This window comes from Pseudomonas sp. NFACC51, assembly GCF_900103575.1.
Lineage (GTDB): Bacteria > Pseudomonadota > Gammaproteobacteria > Pseudomonadales > Pseudomonadaceae > Aquipseudomonas > Aquipseudomonas fluorescens_Q.
Window position 1 is genome coordinate 16825 of sequence record NZ_FMXH01000023.1, and the last position, 20867, is coordinate 37691.

Below are 20867 nucleotides of genomic sequence, written 5' to 3' on the forward strand. Positions count from 1 at the left end.
GCAGAGCGTCCCAAGCTGCATGCCCACGCAGAGCGTGGGAACGATCAAGCCCCTGTCACCGATGAGATGACAGGGGCTTTTTCGTGCTCGGGTGAAATCAGTCCCGATCACGTTCCAGCAACGGCTTGAGGTAGTAGCCGGTGTAGGACTGCTTCATCTCGGCCACTTGTTCCGGCGTCCCTACGGCGATGATCTGGCCACCCTTGGAGCCGCCTTCCGGCCCCAGGTCCACCAGCCAGTCAGCGGTCTTGATCACGTCCAGGTTGTGTTCGATCACCACTACAGTATTGCCGTGGTCGCGAAGGCGGTGCAGCACGTCGAGCAATTGCTGGATATCGGCGAAGTGCAGGCCTGTGGTCGGCTCGTCGAGGATATACAGGGTCTTGCCGGTGTCGCGCTTGGACAGCTCGCGGGACAGCTTGACCCGCTGGGCTTCACCGCCGGACAAGGTCGTTGCCGATTGCCCCAGCTTGATGTACGACAGGCCCACATCCATCAGCGTCTGGAGCTTGCGCGCCAGGGCTGGCACCGCGTCGAAGAACACCCGGGCTTCCTCGATGGTCATCTCGAGGGTTTCGTGGATGTTCTTGCCCTTGTATTTGATCTCCAGGGTCTCGCGGTTGTAGCGCTTGCTCTTGCACACATCGCACGGCACGTAGATGTCTGGCAGGAAGTGCATTTCCACTTTGATCAGGCCATCGCCCTGGCAGGCTTCGCAGCGCCCGCCCTTGACGTTGAACGAGAAACGCCCCGGGCCGTAGCCGCGCGAGCGGGACTCTGGCACGCCGGCGAACAGTTCGCGGATCGGTGTGAACAACCCGGTATAGGTCGCCGGGTTGGAACGCGGGGTACGGCCAATCGGGCTCTGGTCGATGTCGACCACCTTGTCCAGGTGCTCCAGACCCTTGATGCTGTCGTGGGCGGCCGCTTCCAGGGTCGTGGCGCCGTTCAGGGCCGTGGCGCTGAGGGGGAACAGGGTGTTGTTGATCAGCGTCGACTTGCCGGAGCCGGACACGCCGGTCACGCAGGTCAGCAAGCCGATCGGGATTTCCAGGTCGACGTTGCGCAAGTTGTTGCCACGGGCGCCCTTGAGGGTCAGCGACAGCTTCTTGTTGCGCGGCGTACGTTTGGCCGGAACCTTGATCTTCACCCGGCCCGACAGGTATTTGCCCGTCAGCGAGTCAGGGTGCGCCATGACTTCGGCGGCCGTGCCCTGGGCAACGATATGCCCGCCATGCACGCCCGCGCCCGGGCCGATGTCGACCACGTAATCCGCCAGGCGAATCGCGTCCTCGTCGTGCTCGACCACGATCACCGTGTTGCCGATGTCCCGCAGGTGCTTCAGGGTGCCGAGCAACCGGTCGTTGTCCCGCTGGTGCAGGCCGATGGACGGCTCGTCGAGGATATACATCACCCCCACCAGGCCGGCGCCGATCTGGCTGGCGAGACGGATACGCTGGGCTTCGCCGCCGGACAGGGTGTCGGCGCTGCGGTCGAGGGTCAGGTAGTCCAGGCCGACGTTCACCAGGAACTGCAGGCGCTCGCGGATTTCCTTGAGGATCTTGTCGGCGATTTCGCCCCGACGGCCGGTGAGCTTCAAGCCACCGAAATAATCGGTAGCGTCGCCAATCGGCAGGCTGGTCACCGCCGGCAGTGTCTTCTCGCCGACCCATACGTGTCGCGCTTCGCGACGCAAACGGGTGCCACGGCAGTCCGGGCAGGGCTGGGTGCTGAGGAACTTGGCCAGTTCTTCGCGCACGCTGGCCGATTCGGTCTCGCGGTAGCGTCGCTCCAGGTTCGGCACGATGCCTTCGAACGGGTGGGAGCGCTTGACGATGTCGCCGCGGTCGTTGAGGTATTTGAAGTCGACATTCTGCGAGCCGCTGCCCTGCAGGATGAATTTCTGCTGGTCGGCGGGCAGCTCGTTGAACGGTTTATCCAGGCTGAACTTGTAATGGGCCGCCAGCGAACCGAGCATCTGGAAATAATAGACGTTGCGCCTGTCCCAGCCGCGAATCGCGCCTTCGGCCAGGGTCAGCTCGCCATTGACCAGGCGCTTGGTGTCGAAGAACTGCTTGACCCCCAGGCCATCGCAGGTCGGGCAGGCGCCAGCCGGGTTGTTGAAGGAGAACAGCTTGGGTTCCAGCTCGCTGATGGCATGGCCGCAGATCGGGCAGGCGAAACGCGCGGAGAAAATGATCTCCTCGCCGGGCTCGTCGTCCATCGGTGCGACCAGGGCGATGCCGTCGGCCAGTTTCAGTGCCGTCTCGAAGGACTCGGCCAACCGCTGCTGCAAGTCGGCACGGACCTTGAAGCGGTCGACCACCACATCGATCGAATGCTTCTTCTGTTTATCCAGTTTCGGCAGTTCGTCCAGCTCGCACAGCTTGCCGTTGACCCGGGCCCGCACGAAGCCTTGGGCGCGCAGTTCTTCGAACACCATCAGGTGTTCGCCCTTGCGTTCGCGAACCACCGGGGCCAGCAGCATCAGCTTGCTGCCTTCGGGCTGGGCCAGCACCAGGTCGACCATCTGGCTGACGGTCTGGGCTTCCAGGGGAATGTCGTGATCGGGACAACGGGGAATACCGACCCGCGCATACAGCAAGCGCAGGTAGTCGTAGATCTCGGTGATGGTGCCGACCGTCGACCGGGGGTTATGGGAAGTCGACTTCTGTTCGATGGAAATGGCCGGCGACAGGCCTTCGATGGTGTCGACGTCGGGTTTTTCCATCATCGACAGGAACTGCCGGGCGTAGGCCGACAGCGATTCGACATAGCGTCGCTGGCCTTCAGCGTACAACGTGTCGAAGGCCAGGGATGATTTGCCGGATCCGGACAGGCCGGTGATGACGATCAGCTTGTCCCGTGGCAGGGTCAGGTCGATGTTCTTCAGGTTGTGGGTACGGGCCCCACGAATCAGGATCTTGTCCAAAGTGGCCTCGCTCGGCGGGCGTCGAAAACGTAGGAGTATACGGGCAAATACTGGATGGATGCACACTATTGAAGGTGCGATTACAGCCATACATGAAGACTGCGCGGCAAACGGTCGCCATATACCCTCTCAATCGATGGGACTGGTAGAATCGCCGCCGGTTCACATGAGGTTTTTCCATGCAAGATCCCCACAGCGAACGCATGAGTCGTGGCGAGACGCGCGCAGCAAGCGGTCTGGCCCTGGTGTTCGCCTTCCGTATGCTGGGCATGTTCATGGTGTTGCCGGTGCTGGCGACCTATGGCATGGACCTGGCTGGCGCGACCCCGGCCCTCATCGGGTTGGCGATTGGCGCCTATGGCCTGACCCAGGCGATCTTCCAGATCCCGTTCGGGGTCATTTCCGACCGTATCGGCCGGCGCCCGGTCATCTACCTGGGGCTGATCGTCTTCGCCCTGGGCAGTGTGCTGGCGGCCAATGCCGACTCGATCTGGGGCGTGATCGCCGGACGCATCCTGCAGGGCGCCGGGGCTATTTCCGCGGCCGTCATGGCGCTGCTGTCAGACTTGACTCGCGAACAACATCGAACCAAGGCCATGGCCATGATCGGCATGACCATTGGTCTGTCGTTTGCCGTGGCCATGGTGGTAGGCCCCTTGCTGACCCGCGCCTTTGGCTTGTCCGGCCTGTTCCTGGCGACCGGGGCCATGGCGCTGGTGGGGATCCTGATCGTGGCGTTCATGGTGCCGCACGCCACTGGCCCGTTGCAGCACCGGGAATCCGGGGTGGCGCGCCAGGCGCTGATCCCGACGCTCAAGCACCCGGACCTGTTGCGCCTGGACCTCGGCATTTTCGTGCTCCACGCCATGCTGATGTCCAGCTTCGTGGCCTTGCCGCTGGCCCTGGTCGAGAAGGCCGGCCTGCCCAAGGAGCAGCACTGGTGGGTCTACCTGACGGCGCTGCTGATTTCGTTCTTCGCCATGATCCCGTTCATCATCTATGGCGAAAAACGACGCAAAATGAAACGAGTTTTGCTCGGCGCCGTCATGACGCTGATGCTCACTGAGCTATTCTTCTGGCAGTTCGGCGATAGCTTGCGGGCCCTGGTGATCGGCACGGTGGTGTTCTTCACCGCGTTCAATCTGCTGGAAGCCTCGCTGCCGTCGTTGATCAGCAAGGTCTCGCCGGCGGGCGGCAAGGGCACGGCGATGGGGGTTTATTCCACCAGCCAGTTCCTGGGTTCGGCGTTGGGCGGGATCCTCGGCGGCTGGCTGTTCCAGCATGGCGGTTTGTCGGTTGTGTTCTTGGGTTGTGCCGCGCTGGCTGCACTTTGGTTGGCCTTTGCTGTTACCATGCGCGAACCTCCCTATGTGACGAGCCTGCGCTTGCCCTTATCGCCCGAGGCGATTCGTGAGGCTGGCCTGACCGAGCGTCTGAAGGCCGTCGTTGGAGTAACCGATGCAGTGGTGGTCGCCGACGAAGCGGCCGTGTATATCAAACTCGACACCGAATTATTGGATCGCGCGACGCTCGAGCGCCTGGTGAACAACCCGGCCCCGACTACGTGCGAAGCCTAGGAGAACGTTATGGCCCGTGGGGTTAACAAAGTCATATTGGTCGGTACTTGCGGCCAGGATCCCGAAGTTCGCTACCTGCCGAACGGCAACGCCGTGACCAACCTGAGTCTGGCGACCAGCGAACAGTGGACCGACAAGCAGACCGGCCAGAAGGTCGAGAAGACCGAATGGCACCGCGTGTCGATGTTCGGCAAAGTAGCTGAGATCGCCGGCGAATACCTGCGCAAGGGTTCGCAGGTGTACATCGAGGGCAAGCTGCAGACTCGCGAGTGGGAAAAAGACGGTATCAAGCGTTACACCACCGAAATCGTGGTCGACATGCAAGGCACCATGCAACTGCTGGGCGGTCGTCCACAGGGCGACCAGCAACAAGGTGGCAACAACTACCAGCAATCGGCTCCGCGTCAGCAGGCCCCGCGTCCGCAGTCGGCCCCACAGCCACAACGCGAGCGTCCGGCCCCACAACAGGCCGCGCCGCAACCGGCTCCGGATTTCGACAGCTTTGATGACGATATTCCGTTCTGATGACAGGTTGAGACTACTCAGCCAATAGTTTGAAAAAAAGCCCCAAGCGCACTCTGCCCTTGGGGCTTTTTATTTATTGGCGCAGGCCAGGTTCATGACTTGAGGACCCCGGGCAATCCCGGTCATGCTCACAAATCCAGATCCAATACTTCCTGCATCCTCTCGCCAATCGACTGCCTCAACCACTCGGCATGGAACGCCATGTCCCGCACCGTTACCTCCGAAAACCGAAGTTCGATCGGTTTGCCATTGGCCCCGGCGAAGCACACCACAAAGTGACAAAAGTGGGCGGAAGCGGTCGTTATGTAGGGCCTGATGGAGTGGATATCGCTGTACGGCACGCATTCTTCGGTGGTTTGCCGGGCAGGGCGGCATTGGGTGAAGGTGAGGCGTTGCTGGCGTTCGTCAAAGCAGAAACCGAGCACCTCAGGTCCGGATGCCAGCCAGTTGAGCACGCAGACGGCCGCGAATGCGCTGATGAACGCGAGCGCTATAAACAGGGGGGCCTCGATCACTCTTGTATGAATGGGCGACAGGTTTTGTCCGACATGAAACAGCTTCGTCGATAGCACTGTCAGCCCATAGACCGGCAAGGCCAGCAGCATTACCACGGCATACACCATCGTGCCCAGGTATCCCGGCCTGGATACGTTGCTTGAGCAATCCCACGAGGGCGGGTGCAGTGGCGCTGATGTAGCGGTCGGGAACGGGGATTCGACCAGGCGCGGTGGGCGTTTGCGTTTCATACGGCTGGCTCTTGGGAAAAATGCCCGGCCATTCTTATCGTTATTCCTCAAGTACGCCTAGTAAAAACAGTAGGGGCGCAGCGGCGAGAAGCTGAAGGGATGGCGCGCGAAGCGCAGCAGATGGGGTTCGTGGCGACGACGCCGCGGTTGTTGCTCGTGCTGGAGACTTGATCGCCTTCAGACACGCCGTTGATGCCCGAGGCAAAACCGCACTTGGGTGATCAAGCGCGGTTTTTTAGCTGTGCCGTGGGTTTACTGATGGTCGGCCAGGAATTGCTCGGTACTCACCACACTCGCGTAGGCAAACCCCAGCGCTGCCATGAACGCCGCATGCACCTGGGCAGCCGGCACGACGACGCCGTTGAACTCCAGGTCGAGGGTGGCGCAGGCATCATGGATCACCGTGACGCCGTAGCCCAGGTCCGCTGCCGCCCGCACCACGCCGTCGACGCACATGTGGCTCATGCTGCCGACCACCACCAGTTGTTCGATGCCATGGTGCTCGAGGAGGGATTGTAGTTCGGTCTCACGAAACGAATTGACGAAATGTTTGAGCACCACCGGTTCGTCGGCGCGGTTGAGCACTTTAGGATGCAGTTGTGCGCCTTCCGAGCCTGGGGTGAAGAACGGGGCGTCGTCGGAGGTGAACTCGTGGCGGATGTGCACCACGCGATCACCGGCCTGACGGAAGGCTTCGATCAACCGTACGGCATTGTCGGCGGCGGCTTCGGCGCCGACCAACGGCCATTTGCCCTGGGGGAAGTAGTCGTTCTGGATATCGACTACGATGAGCGCTTGCTTGGACATGGGGGCTTCCTCGATCAGATTGGGTGTGAAGCCAGTATTGGCTTTTGCCGTCGCTTCGAGGATTGGCCGCAACGACAATAAGCGAGGGAAAACTGACAATGACGCAGCAAAGGGCCGTCGCCGAGCTTGGGGTGCTCATCTACCCTGGCGCGCAACTGGCGGCGGTGCATGGCTTGACCGATCTGTTCGCCGTGGCGCAGCGGATCGCGGCCGAGCATGCCAGCGTGCAGTTGCCAACGCTGCGGGTAAGTCACTGGCGGGCGGAGGAGGGCGAGGCGCCGTTGCGGGTGTTCGACAGCGAAACAGGCCCGGCGGGCAAGTTGGTGGCGTTGTTGATTCCACCGTCCCTTGCCGGTTTCAGTGAAGGCTTGGTCTCTCAGGCGCTGATGGATTGGCTGCGGGCGCAGCATGCCGACGGCACAGTGCTGGGCGGGGTTTGCGTGGGCTCGATCCTGCTGGCCGAAAGCGGCCTGCTCGACGGGCGCAGCGCCACCACCCACTGGACTTCGGCCAAGACCTTTGCCGCGCGTTACCCGAAAATCAAACTCAACGCCGACAAACCCATCGTCGACGACGGCGACCTGATCACCACCGCCGGGCTGATGGCCTGGTCGGAGCTGGGGCTACGCCTGGTGGACCGCCTGCTCGGGCCCAGCATCGCCACGCGCACGGCGCAATTCCTGGTGATCGAGCACAGCGACAGCGCGAGCCAGTGCGGCAGTAATTTTGCGCCCATCCTCGGCCATGGCGACCCGGCGATTCTCAAGGTCCAGCATTGGTTGCAAAGCAGCGGCGCGGTGGAGGTTTCCCTCGGTGCGATGGCCGAACGCGCCGGGCTGGAAGAACGCACCTTCCTGCGCAGGTTTCGCGCCGCCACCGGGCTCAAGCCCACCGAATACTGCCAGCATCTGCGCGTCGGCAAAGCCCGGGAAATGCTGGAGTTCACCAATGGCACCATCGACCACATTGCCTGGACCGTCGGTTACCAGGACCCGAGCGCCTTTCGCGCGACGTTCAAGAAAATCACCGGGTTGGCGCCGAGTGATTACCGGGCGCGGTTTGGGGTAAATCCACCGAATACTCCAAAGTAGCTGTGAGTCCATTTGTGGCGAGGGGATTTATCCCCGCTGGGCTGCGTAGCAGCCCCAAAGCACCCAACTCAATCTGCCTGACACACCGAGGCGTCAGATTTTAGGGCTGCTGCGCAGCCCAGCGGGGATAAATCCCCTCGCCACAGGGAACAGTGCTTGGTCCTGGCATCGTGCAATTTGCGGGATGCCAAGCGTGTGTCGTGCAGAATGAAACAGGCCCGATGCTATCAACTGCGCACTAGACGCCCGTTTGGCTGAGCCATCCTTACCGATGCCACCGTTGGCCTGATCTCTGCACCTTTCCTGATTCACAGGCATATCCAAAGCCATCGAGCGCAGGAAAAAGGGCAACGCATGACACCAGTCAATCGCAACAAGCGGGTAGTGGCCTATTCGGTCAATCCACAAGCGCCGCGCCATGAGGTCGAGACCAATCGTGCACTGGCCCAGTGGCTGGCGCAGATCCTGGGTTGGGAGTACGGCGACAGCCATGACCCCAGTGCCGGTCATGATCTTTATCTGTTGCCCACGCAAACCCTGATCGGCACCGAAACCTTGATGCGCCTGGGGGTCAAGGGGCCGGAGGATGTGTGGGGTGGGTATGTCGAGCATGATTTTATCTGCACCAAGGCGATTACCCACGGTCTGTTGAATAAGGATGCCGTGGCGCCCAAAGGCTGGTCGCCGCTGTTTGCCAAGCTCACGCGAGGCGCGGTACTCGATGGCGTGACGGTCTTTTCGCTCAAGGATGCGCGTCCGGCCGCCGAGCACTTGCTGTACACCGGGCCGATTCGCCTCAAGCCGATCCATGCCTGTGCCGGGCGTGGGCAACGGCTGATCAAGAGCCTGGCGCAGTTCGATGAAATTGTCGCCGGGCCGGACGCCCAGGCGCTGTTTCGCGATGGGGTGGCGCTGGAACAGCACCTCAACGAGGTCAAGACCCAGAGCGTCGGCCAGAGCTTCATCAACGGCAAGGTCCTGAGTTATTGCGGTGTGCAACACCTGACCCACGACAGCGAGGGGGTGGAGGTGTACGGCGGGTCGGACCTGCTGATAGTACAGGGCGGTTATATCGAGTTGCTCAGGCTCGAATTGCCCGACGATGTGCGCGAGGCGGTGCGCCTGGCGCAAGTGTTCGATGACGCCGCCAATCAGGCCTACCCGAGCTTTTTTGCATCGCGGCGCAATTACGACATCGCCCAGGGCCTGGATGCCGCCGGCCAGCCCCGTGGCGGTGTGTTGGAACAGTCATGGCGCATGGGCGGCGCCAGCAGCGCCGAACTGGCGGCGTTGCAGGTGTTCGTCGAAGCGCCGCAAACCTGCGCGGTGCGGGTGTCCTCGGTGGAGACCTACACCGAGCAACCGCTGCCGCCCGGTGCGAGGGAGGTCTATCGCGGTGAGGCGCACAACGGTGACTTCCTTCTCAAATACGTAACGGTTCAATCCTATGACGGCTAGAAGTGAAACCATTCAGATCGAGATTGACGATGAACGCATGAACGGGACATTCCTGAGTCCCAAGTCGAAGGTTCCTGGCGTGTTGTTCGTGCACGGCTGGGGCGGTAGCCAGGAGCGGGACCTGGAACGGGCCAAAGGCATCGCCGGCCTGGGTTGCGTGTGCCTGACCTTCGACTTGCGTGGGCACACTGGCGGAGCGGGGATCCCGTTGGCGCGGGTCACCCGCGAGGACAACCTGCGAGACCTGTTGGCGGCCTACGACCGCTTGCTCGCGCACCCAGCCTTGGATACCTCGGCGATTGCCGTGGTGGGCACCAGTTATGGCGGCTACCTGGCTTCGATCCTGACTTCGTTGCGTCCGGTACGCTGGCTGGCCCTGCGGGTGCCAGCGCTGTACCGCGACGAGCAATGGCACACCCCCAAGCGCGACCTGGACAAGACCGACCTGCTGGATTACCGCAGCACGCTGGTGCACGCCGGAACCAATCGCGCCTTGCATGCGTGTTCGCAGTTCACCGGCGATGTGTTGCTGGTGGAGTCCGAGACCGATGCCTACGTGCCCCATGCCACCATCATGAGCTACCGGGCGGCGTGCCAGCAGACCCACTCGCTGACTCACCGGATCATCGACGGTGCCGATCATGCCTTGAGCGACCCCGTGTCACAGCAGGCCTACACCTCGATCCTGGTGGACTGGATCACGGAAATGGTGGTGGGAGAGCGCTTGAGCATCATCCAGGAACGCTGATCGTGCGGTGTGTGCGAGGGCCCCATCGCGAGCAGGCTCGCTTCCACAGGGGATGTGTGGCGATCGAGACAGGTGTGTTCACGACAGATCCAATGTGGGAGCGAGCTTGCTCGCGATGAGGCCAAGCCAGGCAACCCATCACTTGACCCCAGGCTTGACCCGCAACGCCTTGGCCTTCGCCTCGATCACCAGGTACATCACCACGGTAATCAGCAACGGCAGGATGAAGTAGATCGCCCGGTAGGCGATCAACCCCGCCAGCAGGCTGCCCCGCGACACTTCATGTTGCAGCAGCGCAACGAACACCGCTTCCAACACCCCAAGCCCCGCCGGAATGTGGGTGATGACCCCCGCAATGCTGCTGATCAGCAACACCCCGAGCACCACTGGATAATCCAGTTTGCCGGGCAGCAACGTGAAGATCACCGCCGCCATCAACGACCAGTTCAACGCGCCCAACGCCAGTTGCAGCACCGCCATGCGCGGTGATGGCAGGTTGATTTCCATGCCGCGAATCGTCCAGGCCCGGCGCTTGGAAAACCGGCAGGCCACCAGGTAACCGGCACTCACCAGCAGCAACAGCGCGCCGACGCCTTGCAACGCATCGCTGCTGAGTTTCCAGCCCGGTGGCATGGTCACCAGGCCGCTGCTGAACACCACCCCGGCCAAGGTCATGTAGCCGAACCAGTTGGTGGCCAGGCTCAGGCCGAGAATCTTGGCAATGTTCCCGCTGCTGACCCCCAGCCGCGAATACAGCCTATAGCGCATGGCGATGCCACCGACCCAGGCGCTGAGGTTGAGGTTGAACGCGTAACTGATCACCCCCACCGGCAAGATCTGCCGCCAACCCAGTTTCTGGCGGATGTAGGTGCGGCCGATCAGGTCGAAGCAGGCATAGGTGATGAAACTGGTGACGGTCAGCGCGGCGGCGATGATCAAGGTGCGCACCTTGAAGTCCGCCAGGGTGGCGAACACTTCCGACCAATCGATGCGTCGGGCCAAGGTGGTGAACAGCACGATCAACAGCAGGAAAAACGCCAGGGTCAGCGGTCTTTTCCAGCGGCTCCAGCGGGATTTGGGCTTGGACTGTTCCGGCGCATGGGCATCTCTCGGCGCGGTGTGCGCTTCAGAGTGGTTCATGGGGTTCGCTCCGGACCGCCGTCGGCGGCGAAAATGGTTTCAGACGCGGTTTATGGGCCGGCAGCCAGCCGGCCCAGGCCGGGAAATGGCGCAAGAAGTGGAACACCATGAAACCGATGGTCATGCGCCACAACAGGCCCCGAGGCGCATGGTTTTCGGGCATGACCGTGCAGTGTTCGCGGCTCAGGTGGTCGAGACGCTCGAAGAGTTCGCGATTGAACGCCTGGTCGCGGATCAGCACATTGGCTTCCAGATTCAGGGACAGGCTCAGCGGGTCGAGGTTGCTCGAACCCACCGTGCTCCAATCCTCATCCACCAGGGCGACCTTGCCGTGCAGCGGTCGCTCGCAATATTCGTAGATCACCACGCCGGCCTTGAGCAGGTAGCTGTAGAGCATGCGCGCGGCGAGCTTGGCGATCAGCATGTCCGGCTGGCCCTGCAGGATCAGCCGTACTTCCACGCCCCGCCGTGCCGCGTTGCGGATCTCGCGCAGCAACCGGTAGCCAGGGAAGAAGTAGGCATTGGCGATCACCACCCGCCGCTGGGCGCTGCGCAGCACTTGCAGGTAAACCTCTTCAATGTCGGTCTGGTGTTCGTGATTATCCCGGTAGACCAGGCGCACCTGGCCGTCGTGGTCGTTGATGGCCAATTCGTTGCGCCGACTGCGGCGCCGTTGCCACCAGTATTTGGCCCGGGCAGGCCGTCCGCTCTGCAACAGCGCGAAGTGATGGATATCCACCACCGCCGGGCCTTTGATTTCCACGGAGTAATCCTGCTTGGCCTCGGGTCCGAAATCGCCCAGGTGGTCGGCGGAAAAATTGATCCCGCCGATAAACGCAATCACCCCGTCCACCACCACGATCTTGCGGTGCAGGCGCCGGAACCAGTTGGTGCGGATGCCCAGGCGCCGTGGGGCGGGATCGAACATTTGCAGGCGCACGCCAGCGTCGCTCAACGAGGCGAGGAATTCGGTGGTCAGCTCTCCGCAGCCGAAGCCATCGAGGCTGACGGTGATGCGCACGCCCCGCGCGGCGGCTTCGATCAACAGGTCCCGCAGTTCATAACCGACCTTGTCCTCGAACAGGATGAAAGTCTCCAGGAGGATTTCTGCCTCGGCCCGGCGAATGGCTTCGAAGACCCTGGGGAAATACTCTTCGCCGTTTTCCAACAGCTTGACGCGATTGTTGCCGTGCCAGCCGTATTCGATATCCGTCAGCGCCGGGTTGCGTTCGGTGGGTGGCGCCTCGACCTGCTCAACCGTCGCCTTGTTCATTGTCGCGCTCATAATTCGATCTCCACCGACAGCGGTGCGTGGTCGGAGAGGTGCGACCAGGGTCGTACGCTCAACACCTTGGGATGACGGGCCTTGAGGTTGCGCACGTAGATGCGGTCCAGGCGCAGGACCGGCAGGCGCGCCGGAAAGCTGCGGGCCGGTTTGCCCCACTGTTCGGCGAACACTTCCCGCAGGCCGCAGGGTTCGAGCAGTTCACTGGCCTTGCCGCGCCAGTCGTTGAAGTCACCCGCGACGATCACTGGCGCGTCGGGCGGCAGTTCGCTCAAGCGCTGGCAAAGCAGCTTGAGTTGCTCGACACGATGACCTTCGCGCAGCCCCAGGTGCACGCAAATGGCGTGCACTTGCTGTCCATCGCCCGGCAGGCGCAGCACGCTGTGGAGCATGCCGCGGTTCTCATGGCCGCTGATGGACACGTCCAGGTTGTCGTGGCGGATGATCTGGAATTTCGACAGCAGCGCGTTGCCGTGGTCGCCCGCCGGGTACACCGCGTTGCGCCCGTAGGCGAACTGCGGCCAGAGGCTGTCGGCGAGGAACTCGTATTGCGGCATGCTCGGCCAGTTGCTATAGCGCTGGGGGTGGTGTTCGTGGGTGCCGTGGACTTCCTGCAAGAACACCACATCGGCGGACACGCTGCGCACCGCTTCGCGCAGTTCCGGCAGGATGAAGCGCCGGTTCAGGGCGGTGAAACCCTTGTGGGTGTTGACCGTCAGCACGGTGAAACGGCTGACCGGGTCGAGAATCTGGGCCTGTTGCTGGGTCGGCTCGTGGGTCGCTTCGCTGGTTTCCGGGCGGTTCATGGCAACACCCCTTCGGCCGGGCGCTCGCCGGGCGCGGTGGCGAGGTCCTTGTCCAGATGGAAGTGCTCCAGCAAGTGGCGTGCGTCATAGGGCGCGCGGACTTTGATGTCGTTGTCGAAATAGCAGAACACTTCCCGGCTTTTACGGGCCCGGGGCTTCTTGTCGGGGTCGATCAACTGGGCGTCGGTGGGTTGTTTGCCGTGGCTCCAGGCCTCGATCCGCGCGCCCCAGCGCTTCAACGCCTCGTCGGTGTAGCCGCTGGCGTACAGCTGCTCGGCGCCGTGCAGGCGCAGGTAGACGAAATCGCTGGTGACGTCTTCGCGATAGGGCCATTTACCGGCGGTGTCGGCGATCACCAGGGCTACGTCGTAGCGCTTGAGCAGTGTGACGAAGTGCGGGTCGATAAAGCTCTCATGGCGGATTTCCACGGCGTGGCGCAGTGGGCGCTTTTTATCAGTGGTGGTGCTGGCGTGGCCGTCCAGGCGCGGCTCGTGCTCGCGGGCCAGGGCGGCGGCACCTTCGGTGTCGTGGGGCAGTTGCTTGAGGAAGTCTTCGAACAGCTCGGGGTCGAACTTGAAGCTGGGCGGAAACTGCCAGAGGATCGCGCCCAGCTTCTCCTTGAGCTCCAGCACGCCGGAGGCGAAGAAATTGGCCAACGGCTTGCGGATGTCCCGCAGACGCTTGATGTGGGTGATGAAACGCGGGGCCTTGACGCTGAACACGAAGCCGGGCGGTGTCTCGGCGTACCACTGGGCATACCGTTCGGGGCGTTGCAGGGCGTAGAACGATCCATTGATTTCGATGCTATTGACCGCTCGCGAGGCGAATTGCAGTTCCCGTTTCTGGGCCAGCCCCTTGGGGTAGAAATCCCCCCGCCAGGGCGTGTAGCGCCAACCGGAAATGCCAATGTGGATCGCCGTCATGTATCCCTCCCGTGCCAATGACCTCGTGCAGCCTGTGTCTTTTGATGACTGTTGCGCGGCCTGGAAAGTTTCGATGGGATGCCCGGCGGCAGTGAAGCTGTGGCGAGGGATGCGCAGTAAGTCCCAAAAACAGGGCCGCTGCGCGCCCCAGCGGGAGCAAGCTCCCTCGCCACAAGGTTTTGTATTGGCCTTGCGAGCGAACTTGCCGGCGCAATATTGATCAGTTCCTTACCTATCCCGTGTGAAGGAGCCTCGCGTCTTGTCTCGATTGAGCACTGTATTGCTGCTGTTCTTGCTGGCGCTGACCGGTACCAGCGCCTACGGCACCGCCGCTGTCCCTGGCACCTCCAAGCCCGATGAACCGCCCGCCGAACCTGCGCCGCTGGTGCAGGGCGGTTTATTGGGGGCCATCAGTTCGAGCATTGACGATGTCCAGGACAAACTCGATCTCAACCAAAGCCTGGTGGATGCCTGGCGCCTGCGGGCGGACCGGGCGGCGGATGAGGTGGACCGGCTGGTAGACCAGACGTCCCGTTCGTCCTGGCGCGTGGCGGGGGATTTCCTGTTGTTGTCGAGCGTCTGGATCGGCGCTTTTGCACTGATCTGGTCGGGCGCGCGGCTGCTGCTGCGCCATCTGGGCCGGCGCCGCTGGTTGCGCACCCGCCAGCGCCTGCGCGACCTGCTCGGTTATCTGCTGCCGTACACCGCTGCGGCGTTGATCTGCCTGCCGCTGACCCTGTACGTCAGCCACTTCCTGCAGGTGTCGGTCGGTCGCGCCCTGGCGCTGTGCTTCGCCTACGCCACCAGCAGCGGCATTTTCTCCACCTCGGTGTTGCTGTGCGTGATCGTGATGTTCAACGCGGGTCACAAACGCCGGGCGGTGGCGATGATCCGGCGCTTCAGCCCCCGGCCATTGTTCATGATCGGTTTTCTCGCCGCCCTCAGCGATGCCCTGACCAGCCCGCAGATCGCCCGGCAACTGGGCGGCAACATCACCAGCAGCATCGCAGTGTTCACCGGCTTGTTTGCCTCGGTGATCTTTGGCTGGCTGGTGATTCGCATGCGCAGGCCCGTGGCGCACCTGATCCGCAACCGCCCGCTGGCCCAGCGCTTGAAGCAACCGGCCTTGCAGGAGTCGCTGCGGATTTTCTCCGGGCTCTGGTATTGGCCGATCCTGTTAATGGTGCTGGTGTCGGCGGTGAGCCTGATCGGTGTCGGCGAGGACAACCAGAAAGCCCTGCGTTGTGCGCTGTTCACCACCATCCTGCTGATCGCCACGGTGTTCCTCAGCACGGTGTTCCAACACGTCTTCAAGTCGCCCAAGGCCGAGACCATCCAGCGCAACAGCGCCTACAAGGGCCGCCTGTTGAGCCTGCTGCACGCGTTGCTGCGCATCGTCATGGCGGTGGTATTCATCGAAGTCCTCGGACGGATCTGGGGCATTTCCCTGTTCGAGTTCGCCTCGCGCAATGCCATAGGCCGGGCGATCAGCGATTCCTTGAGCCGCATCGGCCTGATCTTCCTGATGACCTGGCTCACGTGGGTGGTGCTCGACACGGCGATCCAGGAAGCCCTGAAACCGCCGCTGAACAAGCGCGGGGCCCGCCAGCCCAGCACCCGGGTCAAGACCATCCTGCCGCTGTTGCGCAACGCGGCGAAAATCATCCTGGTGGTGATTTGCGCGATCACCACCATGGCCAACCTGGGCATCAACGTCGCGCCGTTGCTGGCCGGTGCCGGGGTGGTGGGGCTGGCGATCGGCTTCGGTTCCCAGCAACTGGTGCAGGACGTCATCACCGGGCTGTTCATCATTATCGAAGACACGCTGTCCATCGGCGACTGGGTTGTGCTCAGCTCTGGCCACGCCGGCACCGTCGAAGGCCTGACCATCCGCACCCTGCGCCTGCGCGACGGCAAGGGCTTCGTGCATTCGGTGCCGTTCGGCCAGATCAAGGCGGTGACAAACCAGTCCCGGCAATTCGCCTTTGCGTTTTTCTCCGTGCAATTCACATACGACACCGATGTCGACCAGGCCATCGAGCTGATTCGCGAGGCCGGGCGTTCGATCGCCGAAGACCCGTTCCTCAAGTTCAACCTGCAAGGGCCGTTGGATGTGTTTGGCGTGGACAAGATGGACCTCAACGGCGTGGTGCTCACGGCGCAGTTCCGCACCGTGTCGGGTGGGCAATATGCGGTGAGCCGGGCGTTCAACCAGCAGTTGAAGAAGCTTGTGGATAACCACCCGGCGGTGCACTTTGCGCAGACTTATCCACAGCAGGTGATGTTGCCCAAGCGGTTCGTGGAGGAGCCGAAAGAATCGGGGGAGTCGTGAGCTAATCGGTAACCCTGTGGCGAGGGAGCTTGCTCCCGCTCGGCTGCGAAGCAGTCGTCGCTTTGGGCGGATATTGCCGCGCACGGATGTATTGTTTGGGGCTGCTACGCAGCCCAGCGGGAGCAAGCTCTCTCGCCACAGGTGTGATGTGTAGGCTAATGGTGTTGGATCAGCTTATTCCTGATCTCAGCCATCCCATGAGCATCCAACTCCATCCAAAGATGCTGCTTGCCAGCAATCTGCGCCGCCACCGGCAAACCATCGCGATACACCAGCCGATTGCCCGCCAGCGCCGGCACTTTCGCCCCCGGCAGCAGGGTGCCGGCCAGGTTCAGCGGGTCGACGCCGCACACCGCCACCAGGCTGCCATCGGTGGGGCGGCGGCGCACTTCGCGCAGCAGCGGGATGGCTTCGGGCAGGGCGAATTGTTCGCCTGCCAGGCCGCTGACGAACCGCCCGCCACGAATCTCGCCCCGTGCCTCCAACCGATGAAAGGTGCGCAGCAGCTCGCGCCAGCTCGGCAACCAATCCGCCTCCCGCTCCAGCAAGCGCCAGAACACCACACCGTAGCGGCGCAGCAGGGTCATGGCGATGTGCTCCAGGGTCTCGGGCGGTGTCGGCGCCGGGCGGTTGCCTTCCACCGGCGCGGGTTGGCTACGGCGCAGCAAGGCCCAGCGTCCTGCGTCGTCCATGCCGCCGACAAACGCTCCGCGCCCGCGTCGGCTGCTGCGGGCCTGGCGTTTGCTGGCGGGGGTGATCAGCGCGCGCAAGCCGGCGAAGCTGTCGGCATTCACCAATCCGGCGCCCACCAGTTCCTGCAAGGCGATTTCCAGTTCGCTGCGCAGCAGATGAGCCTCGTGGGCCAGTTCGTCGAAAAACAGCGCGCCGTGTTCGGCGAGGGCCTGATGGACTTTTTGTGTCTTGGGCGACAGCTCATCAAGGGCCGTCTGCCCGGCCAGGCTGCTCCACAGCGCCACCTGGCTGCGCGGCAGCAATACCACCGGCGTGCTGCGCAGGGCGCTGGCGGAAGGCTTCTGGTGCGCACTCAGGCGCGTCCATACCCACTTGCCACTGCGGCACAACTCATCGAGCCAAGTGGGCGAATAGTCTTTGATCCGCGCCGGCAGCAGGTCGCTGTCCCAGGCTGACGCGGCGGCTGGAAAGCCTTCGAACTGACCCAGGATCGACGGCAGCACGGCATTGCCCCGACCTTGGCTGGACGATGACAGGTGTTGCCAGTCGAACAGGAAACGCATGAAATCCTGCAGCATCACCGGCTCGATTTCCCGGCGCAGGCGCTTGACCGTGTAGCGATGAATCCGCGCCAGCAAATGCCGCTCGCACCATTCCTCCTGGCCGGTGCCCGGCGTGAACCGCCCACGCAGCACATAGCCTTGCTGCTCGAGCTGCGCCAGGGCCTGGGTGACTTGCGGGGTCGACAACCCCAGCGGGTAGGCAATGGCCTTCAACGGCAGCGGGCCAAAGGCGCTGAGTCGGGCGCGGAGCACTTCCACCAGGGCCTCGTCGCCGTCCCAGGCTTCATCGAAACCGGCCAAGGGCGTCAGCGCTGGTTGCCATTGGGCCTGTGGATAAACCGCTTGCAGACACGTCAGCCGTTCCAGCGCCACCCACAAGCCGCGTTCGGCGCTGATTTGCACATGGCTGGCGCGTCCGCCCTCGGCCAGCGTCTGCAACCAATCCAGCCACGACGCGTGGGCGCTGGCCTCGCTGTCGGCGATGCAGGCCAGGCTCATCAAGGCTTCGTGCATCTCATCGAGATTGGTCGGCGTCGGCCAGGCTTCATCCCGGACCGACTGGATGGCTTCGGCGTCCAGGGCGCCGAGGTCGTCGGTGGCCTGTGGATCGCTCCAGCGCCGGTTGATCACCGCCTGGGTGCGCCGTTCTTCCAGCGGCGCGTCGTCGAGAAAGGTGTAGGGCCGGGCGCTGAGGATTTCCGCCGCCAGCGGCGAGGGCGCCGGCAGGTCGCGGCTGATCAGGCGAATCTGGCCGGCTTCCATGCGCCGCAACAGCGTCAGCCAACCTTCGCTGTCCATGGCTTCGTGCAGGCAATCGTCGAGGGTCTGTTCCACCAGCGGATGGTCGGGGATCTCACGCTCGCCGGCGAGGTTTTCCAGGCAGGCGATCTGGTCCGGAAACACGCTGGCAATCAGGTCCTCGCTTTTCATCCGCTGGATCTGCGGGGCGACTTTGCGCCCGCCGGCGTAGCGCGGCAAGGCCAGGGCCACGCCAGTGTTCCAGCGCCAGCGCACGCCGAACAGCGGCGCATCCAGCACCGCCTGGACCAGGATCTGCTCGGCGCTGTGGCTGTTGAGGTAGCGCCACACTTCGTCCAGTTCGAAGCTGTGGCTGGTGGACAGCGAGAGCACGATGGCGTCTTCACTGGCGGCGGCCTGCAATTCGAAGTTGAAGGTGCGGCAGAAGCGCTTGCGCAAGGCCAGGCCCCAGGCGCGGTTGATACGGCTGCCGAAGGGCGTGTGGATGATCAGTTGCGTGCCGCCGGACTCGTCGAAAAAACGCTCCATCAGCAGCGTGTCCTGGGACGGCAGGGCGCCGAAGGCCAGGCGCGCCGGGGCCAGGTAATCCACCAGTTGTTCGGCGCTGGCCAGGTTCAGTTGCAAGGTGCCGGTCAGCCAATCCAGGGCCGGTTGCAGATTGCCCGGCGTGGCGCCGAGCAGTTGATCGAGCTGGGCTTGCAGGCGCGCCACGGCCAGGGACAATTCGGCGCTGCGTCCCGGCGCTTCGCCGAGCCAGAACGGGATGGTCGGCGGTTGGCCCTGGGCGTCCTCGACCCGCACGCGGCCAGTTTCGACGCGAATGATGCGGTAAGAGGTATTGCCCAACTGGAACACATCGCCGGCAATGCTCTCCACCGCGAAGTCTTCGTTGACGCTGCCGATGTTCAGGCCCTGGGGTTCGAGCAGCACGCTGTAGTCGGCGTTGTCGGGAATGGTGCCGCCGCTGGTCACGGCGGTCAGCTTGCTGCCCCGGCGCCCGCGCAGGGTCCGGGTCACGGCATCGCGGTGCAGGTAGGCGCTGCGCACGCCCTGGCGGCCATTGAGGCCTTCGGCGAGCATTTGCAACAGCGCCTGGTAATGCCCTTCGTCCAGCTCGGCGTAGGGCGAGGCGCGGCGGAAGGTCTCCAGCAGCGCCTGCTCCGGCCATTCCTGGCAACTGACCTCGGCGACAATCTGCTGGGCCAGCACATCCAGTGGCGCCTTGGGAATGTGCAGGATGTCGAGTTCGCCACGGCGCACGCAGTCGAGCAGGGCGGCGCATTCGATCAAGTCGTCGCGGGTGGTGGCGAACAGGCGGCCCTTGGGCGTGCCACCGACCTGGTGACCGGAACGACCGACCCGTTGCAGGAACGCCGAGATCGAACGGGGCGAGGCGATCTGGCAGACCAGGTCGACATCGCCGATATCAATGCCCAGCTCCAGGGACGCGGTGGCGATCAGCACCTTCAGTTCGCCGCGCTTGAGGCGTTGTTCGGCGTCGAGGCGAAACTCCTTGGCCAGGCTGCCGTGATGGGCCGCCACGGCGTCCTTGCCCAGGCGCTCGCTCAGATGACGGCTCAGGCGCTCGGCCAGGCGCCGGGTGTTTACGAACACCAGGGTGGTGCGGTGTTCCCGGGCCAGCTCGGCGAGGCGGTTGTAGACCAGTTCCCACACGTCATTGGCCATCACCGCCGACAGCGGTACTGGCGGCACCTCTATGTCCAGGTCCCGGGGGCGGGCGTGGCCGATGTCGACGATTTCGCAGCTACGTCCCTCACCGACGAGAAAACGCGACACCGCTTCGATGGGCTTTTGCGTGGCGGACAGGCCGATGCGCATCAACGGTTCGGCGCACAGGGCTTGCAGGCGTTCCAGGCTCAAGGCCAGGTGGCTGCCGCGCTTGCTGGCGGCGATGGCGTGGATTTCGTCGACGATCACCGTGCGGGTGCTGGCGAGCATCTGCCGGCCGGAATCGGAACCGAGCAGCACGTAGAGCGATTCGGGGGTGGTCACCAGGATGTGCGGCGCGGTCTTGCGCATCGCCGAGCGTTCTTTCTGCGGCGTGTCGCCGGTACGCACAGCGGTGGTGATGTGCAGGGGGGGCAGGTCCATCCGCCGCAGCTGTTCGGTGATGCCGGCCAGCGGATTTTGCAGGTTGATCTGGATATCGTTGCTCAAGGCCTTGAGCGGCGAGACGTAGACCACCAGCGTTTGGTCCGGCAGGCCGCCCTGTTCCAGGCCGCGATGCACCAGGTCATCGAGCACGGCGAGAAAAGCCGTCAAGGTCTTGCCCGAGCCGGTAGGCGCCGCCACCAGGGTCGAACGACGCTGGCCGATCAACGGCCACGCTTGGGCCTGGGCGGCCGTGACCGCCGGGAATGTCTGGCTGAACCAGGCGCGAACGGCGGGGTGAAAGCCTGCCATGGCGTGGTCGGCTGCAAGGGGCAGATTCATAGGATCAGTGTATGCGGGCGAGGTGGGG

Annotated in this window: 14 protein-coding genes; 6 read left to right on the forward strand and 8 right to left on the reverse strand. The window is 63.3% G+C overall.

The genetic code is table 11. The features are described from left to right. Window positions 1–97: 97 nt before the first annotated feature. Window positions 98–2932, reverse strand: a complete 2835-nt coding sequence (gene uvrA, locus BLT00_RS29620) for an excinuclease ABC subunit UvrA (protein WP_063324142.1) — start codon at window positions 2930–2932, stop codon at window positions 98–100. Window positions 2933–3111: 179 nt separating this feature from the next. On the opposite strand from uvrA, the gene BLT00_RS29625 reads away from it, so the two are divergent. Further along, window positions 3112–4509 (forward strand): MFS transporter, encoded by a 1398-nt coding sequence (locus BLT00_RS29625; protein ID WP_092149695.1) that lies wholly within the window; start codon window positions 3112–3114, stop codon window positions 4507–4509. 9 nt (window positions 4510–4518) lie between these two features. Further along, on the forward strand, window positions 4519–5034 hold the full coding sequence (locus tag BLT00_RS29630) for a single-stranded DNA-binding protein (protein ID WP_024778338.1): 516 nt from the start codon (window positions 4519–4521) through the stop codon (window positions 5032–5034). 128 nt (window positions 5035–5162) lie between these two features. On the opposite strand, the gene BLT00_RS29635 is transcribed toward BLT00_RS29630, so the two are convergent. Both BLT00_RS29635 and BLT00_RS29640 read right to left on the reverse strand, forming a co-directional pair. Beyond that, a complete protein-coding gene (locus BLT00_RS29635; RefSeq protein WP_170862088.1) occupies window positions 5163–5780 on the reverse strand; it encodes a hypothetical protein in 618 nt (205 codons plus the stop codon). A gap of 252 nt (window positions 5781–6032) precedes the next feature. Continuing rightward, window positions 6033–6587, reverse strand: coding sequence for a cysteine hydrolase family protein (locus BLT00_RS29640; RefSeq protein WP_092149698.1), 555 nt, complete (start codon window positions 6585–6587; stop codon window positions 6033–6035). 98 nt (window positions 6588–6685) lie between these two features. Between BLT00_RS29640 and BLT00_RS29645 the strand changes: the two genes are divergently transcribed. The 3 genes from BLT00_RS29645 (at window position 6686) to BLT00_RS29655 (ending at window position 9884) form a co-directional block, all read left to right on the forward strand. Beyond that, the gene (locus tag BLT00_RS29645; RefSeq protein ID WP_092149701.1) at window positions 6686–7678 is read left to right on the forward strand and encodes a GlxA family transcriptional regulator; all 993 of its coding nucleotides are present in this window, start codon (window positions 6686–6688) and stop codon (window positions 7676–7678) included. Between the two features lie 354 nt (window positions 7679–8032). Continuing rightward, window positions 8033–9136, forward strand: coding sequence for a DUF3182 family protein (locus tag BLT00_RS29650; protein ID WP_092149703.1), 1104 nt, complete (start codon window positions 8033–8035; stop codon window positions 9134–9136). After that, window positions 9126–9884, forward strand: coding sequence for an alpha/beta hydrolase family protein (locus BLT00_RS29655; protein ID WP_003206064.1), 759 nt, complete (start codon window positions 9126–9128; stop codon window positions 9882–9884). Before BLT00_RS29650 ends, BLT00_RS29655 begins: the two co-directional genes overlap by 11 nt. A 138-nt stretch (window positions 9885–10022) precedes the next feature. Here BLT00_RS29655 and BLT00_RS29665 read toward each other — a convergent pair whose 3' ends face one another. From BLT00_RS29665 to BLT00_RS29680, 4 genes are read right to left on the reverse strand one after another with little or no spacing between them, the layout of a single operon-like run. Next, window positions 10023–11024 (reverse strand): lysylphosphatidylglycerol synthase domain-containing protein, encoded by a 1002-nt coding sequence (locus BLT00_RS29665; RefSeq protein WP_092149706.1) that lies wholly within the window; start codon window positions 11022–11024, stop codon window positions 10023–10025. Next, window positions 11011–12309 carry a cardiolipin synthase ClsB gene (clsB, locus tag BLT00_RS29670; RefSeq protein ID WP_092149709.1) on the reverse strand — a complete coding sequence of 433 codons (1299 nt, stop codon included), beginning with the start codon at window positions 12307–12309 and terminating at the stop codon, window positions 11011–11013. The genes BLT00_RS29665 and clsB overlap by 14 nt, the downstream gene beginning before the upstream one ends. Then, window positions 12306–13115: an endonuclease/exonuclease/phosphatase family protein gene (locus tag BLT00_RS29675; RefSeq protein WP_092149712.1), complete on the reverse strand. Its 810-nt coding sequence runs from the start codon at window positions 13113–13115 to the stop codon at window positions 12306–12308. Before BLT00_RS29675 ends, clsB begins: the two co-directional genes overlap by 4 nt. Beyond that, the gene (locus tag BLT00_RS29680; protein ID WP_072346380.1) at window positions 13112–14038 is read right to left on the reverse strand and encodes a DUF72 domain-containing protein; all 927 of its coding nucleotides are present in this window, start codon (window positions 14036–14038) and stop codon (window positions 13112–13114) included. The genes BLT00_RS29675 and BLT00_RS29680 overlap by 4 nt, the downstream gene beginning before the upstream one ends. Before the next feature lie 259 nt (window positions 14039–14297). Here BLT00_RS29680 and BLT00_RS29685 point away from each other — a divergent pair, with 259 nt between their 5' ends. Next, a complete protein-coding gene (locus BLT00_RS29685; RefSeq protein ID WP_063324156.1) occupies window positions 14298–16370 on the forward strand; it encodes a mechanosensitive ion channel family protein in 2073 nt (690 codons plus the stop codon). A 155-nt stretch (window positions 16371–16525) separates the two neighbouring features. Here the strand turns inward: BLT00_RS29685 and BLT00_RS29690 are convergent, their stop codons facing one another. Continuing rightward, the gene (locus BLT00_RS29690) at window positions 16526–20839 is read right to left on the reverse strand and encodes a DEAD/DEAH box helicase (RefSeq protein WP_092149715.1); all 4314 of its coding nucleotides are present in this window, start codon (window positions 20837–20839) and stop codon (window positions 16526–16528) included. Window positions 20840–20867 lie beyond the last annotated feature (28 nt).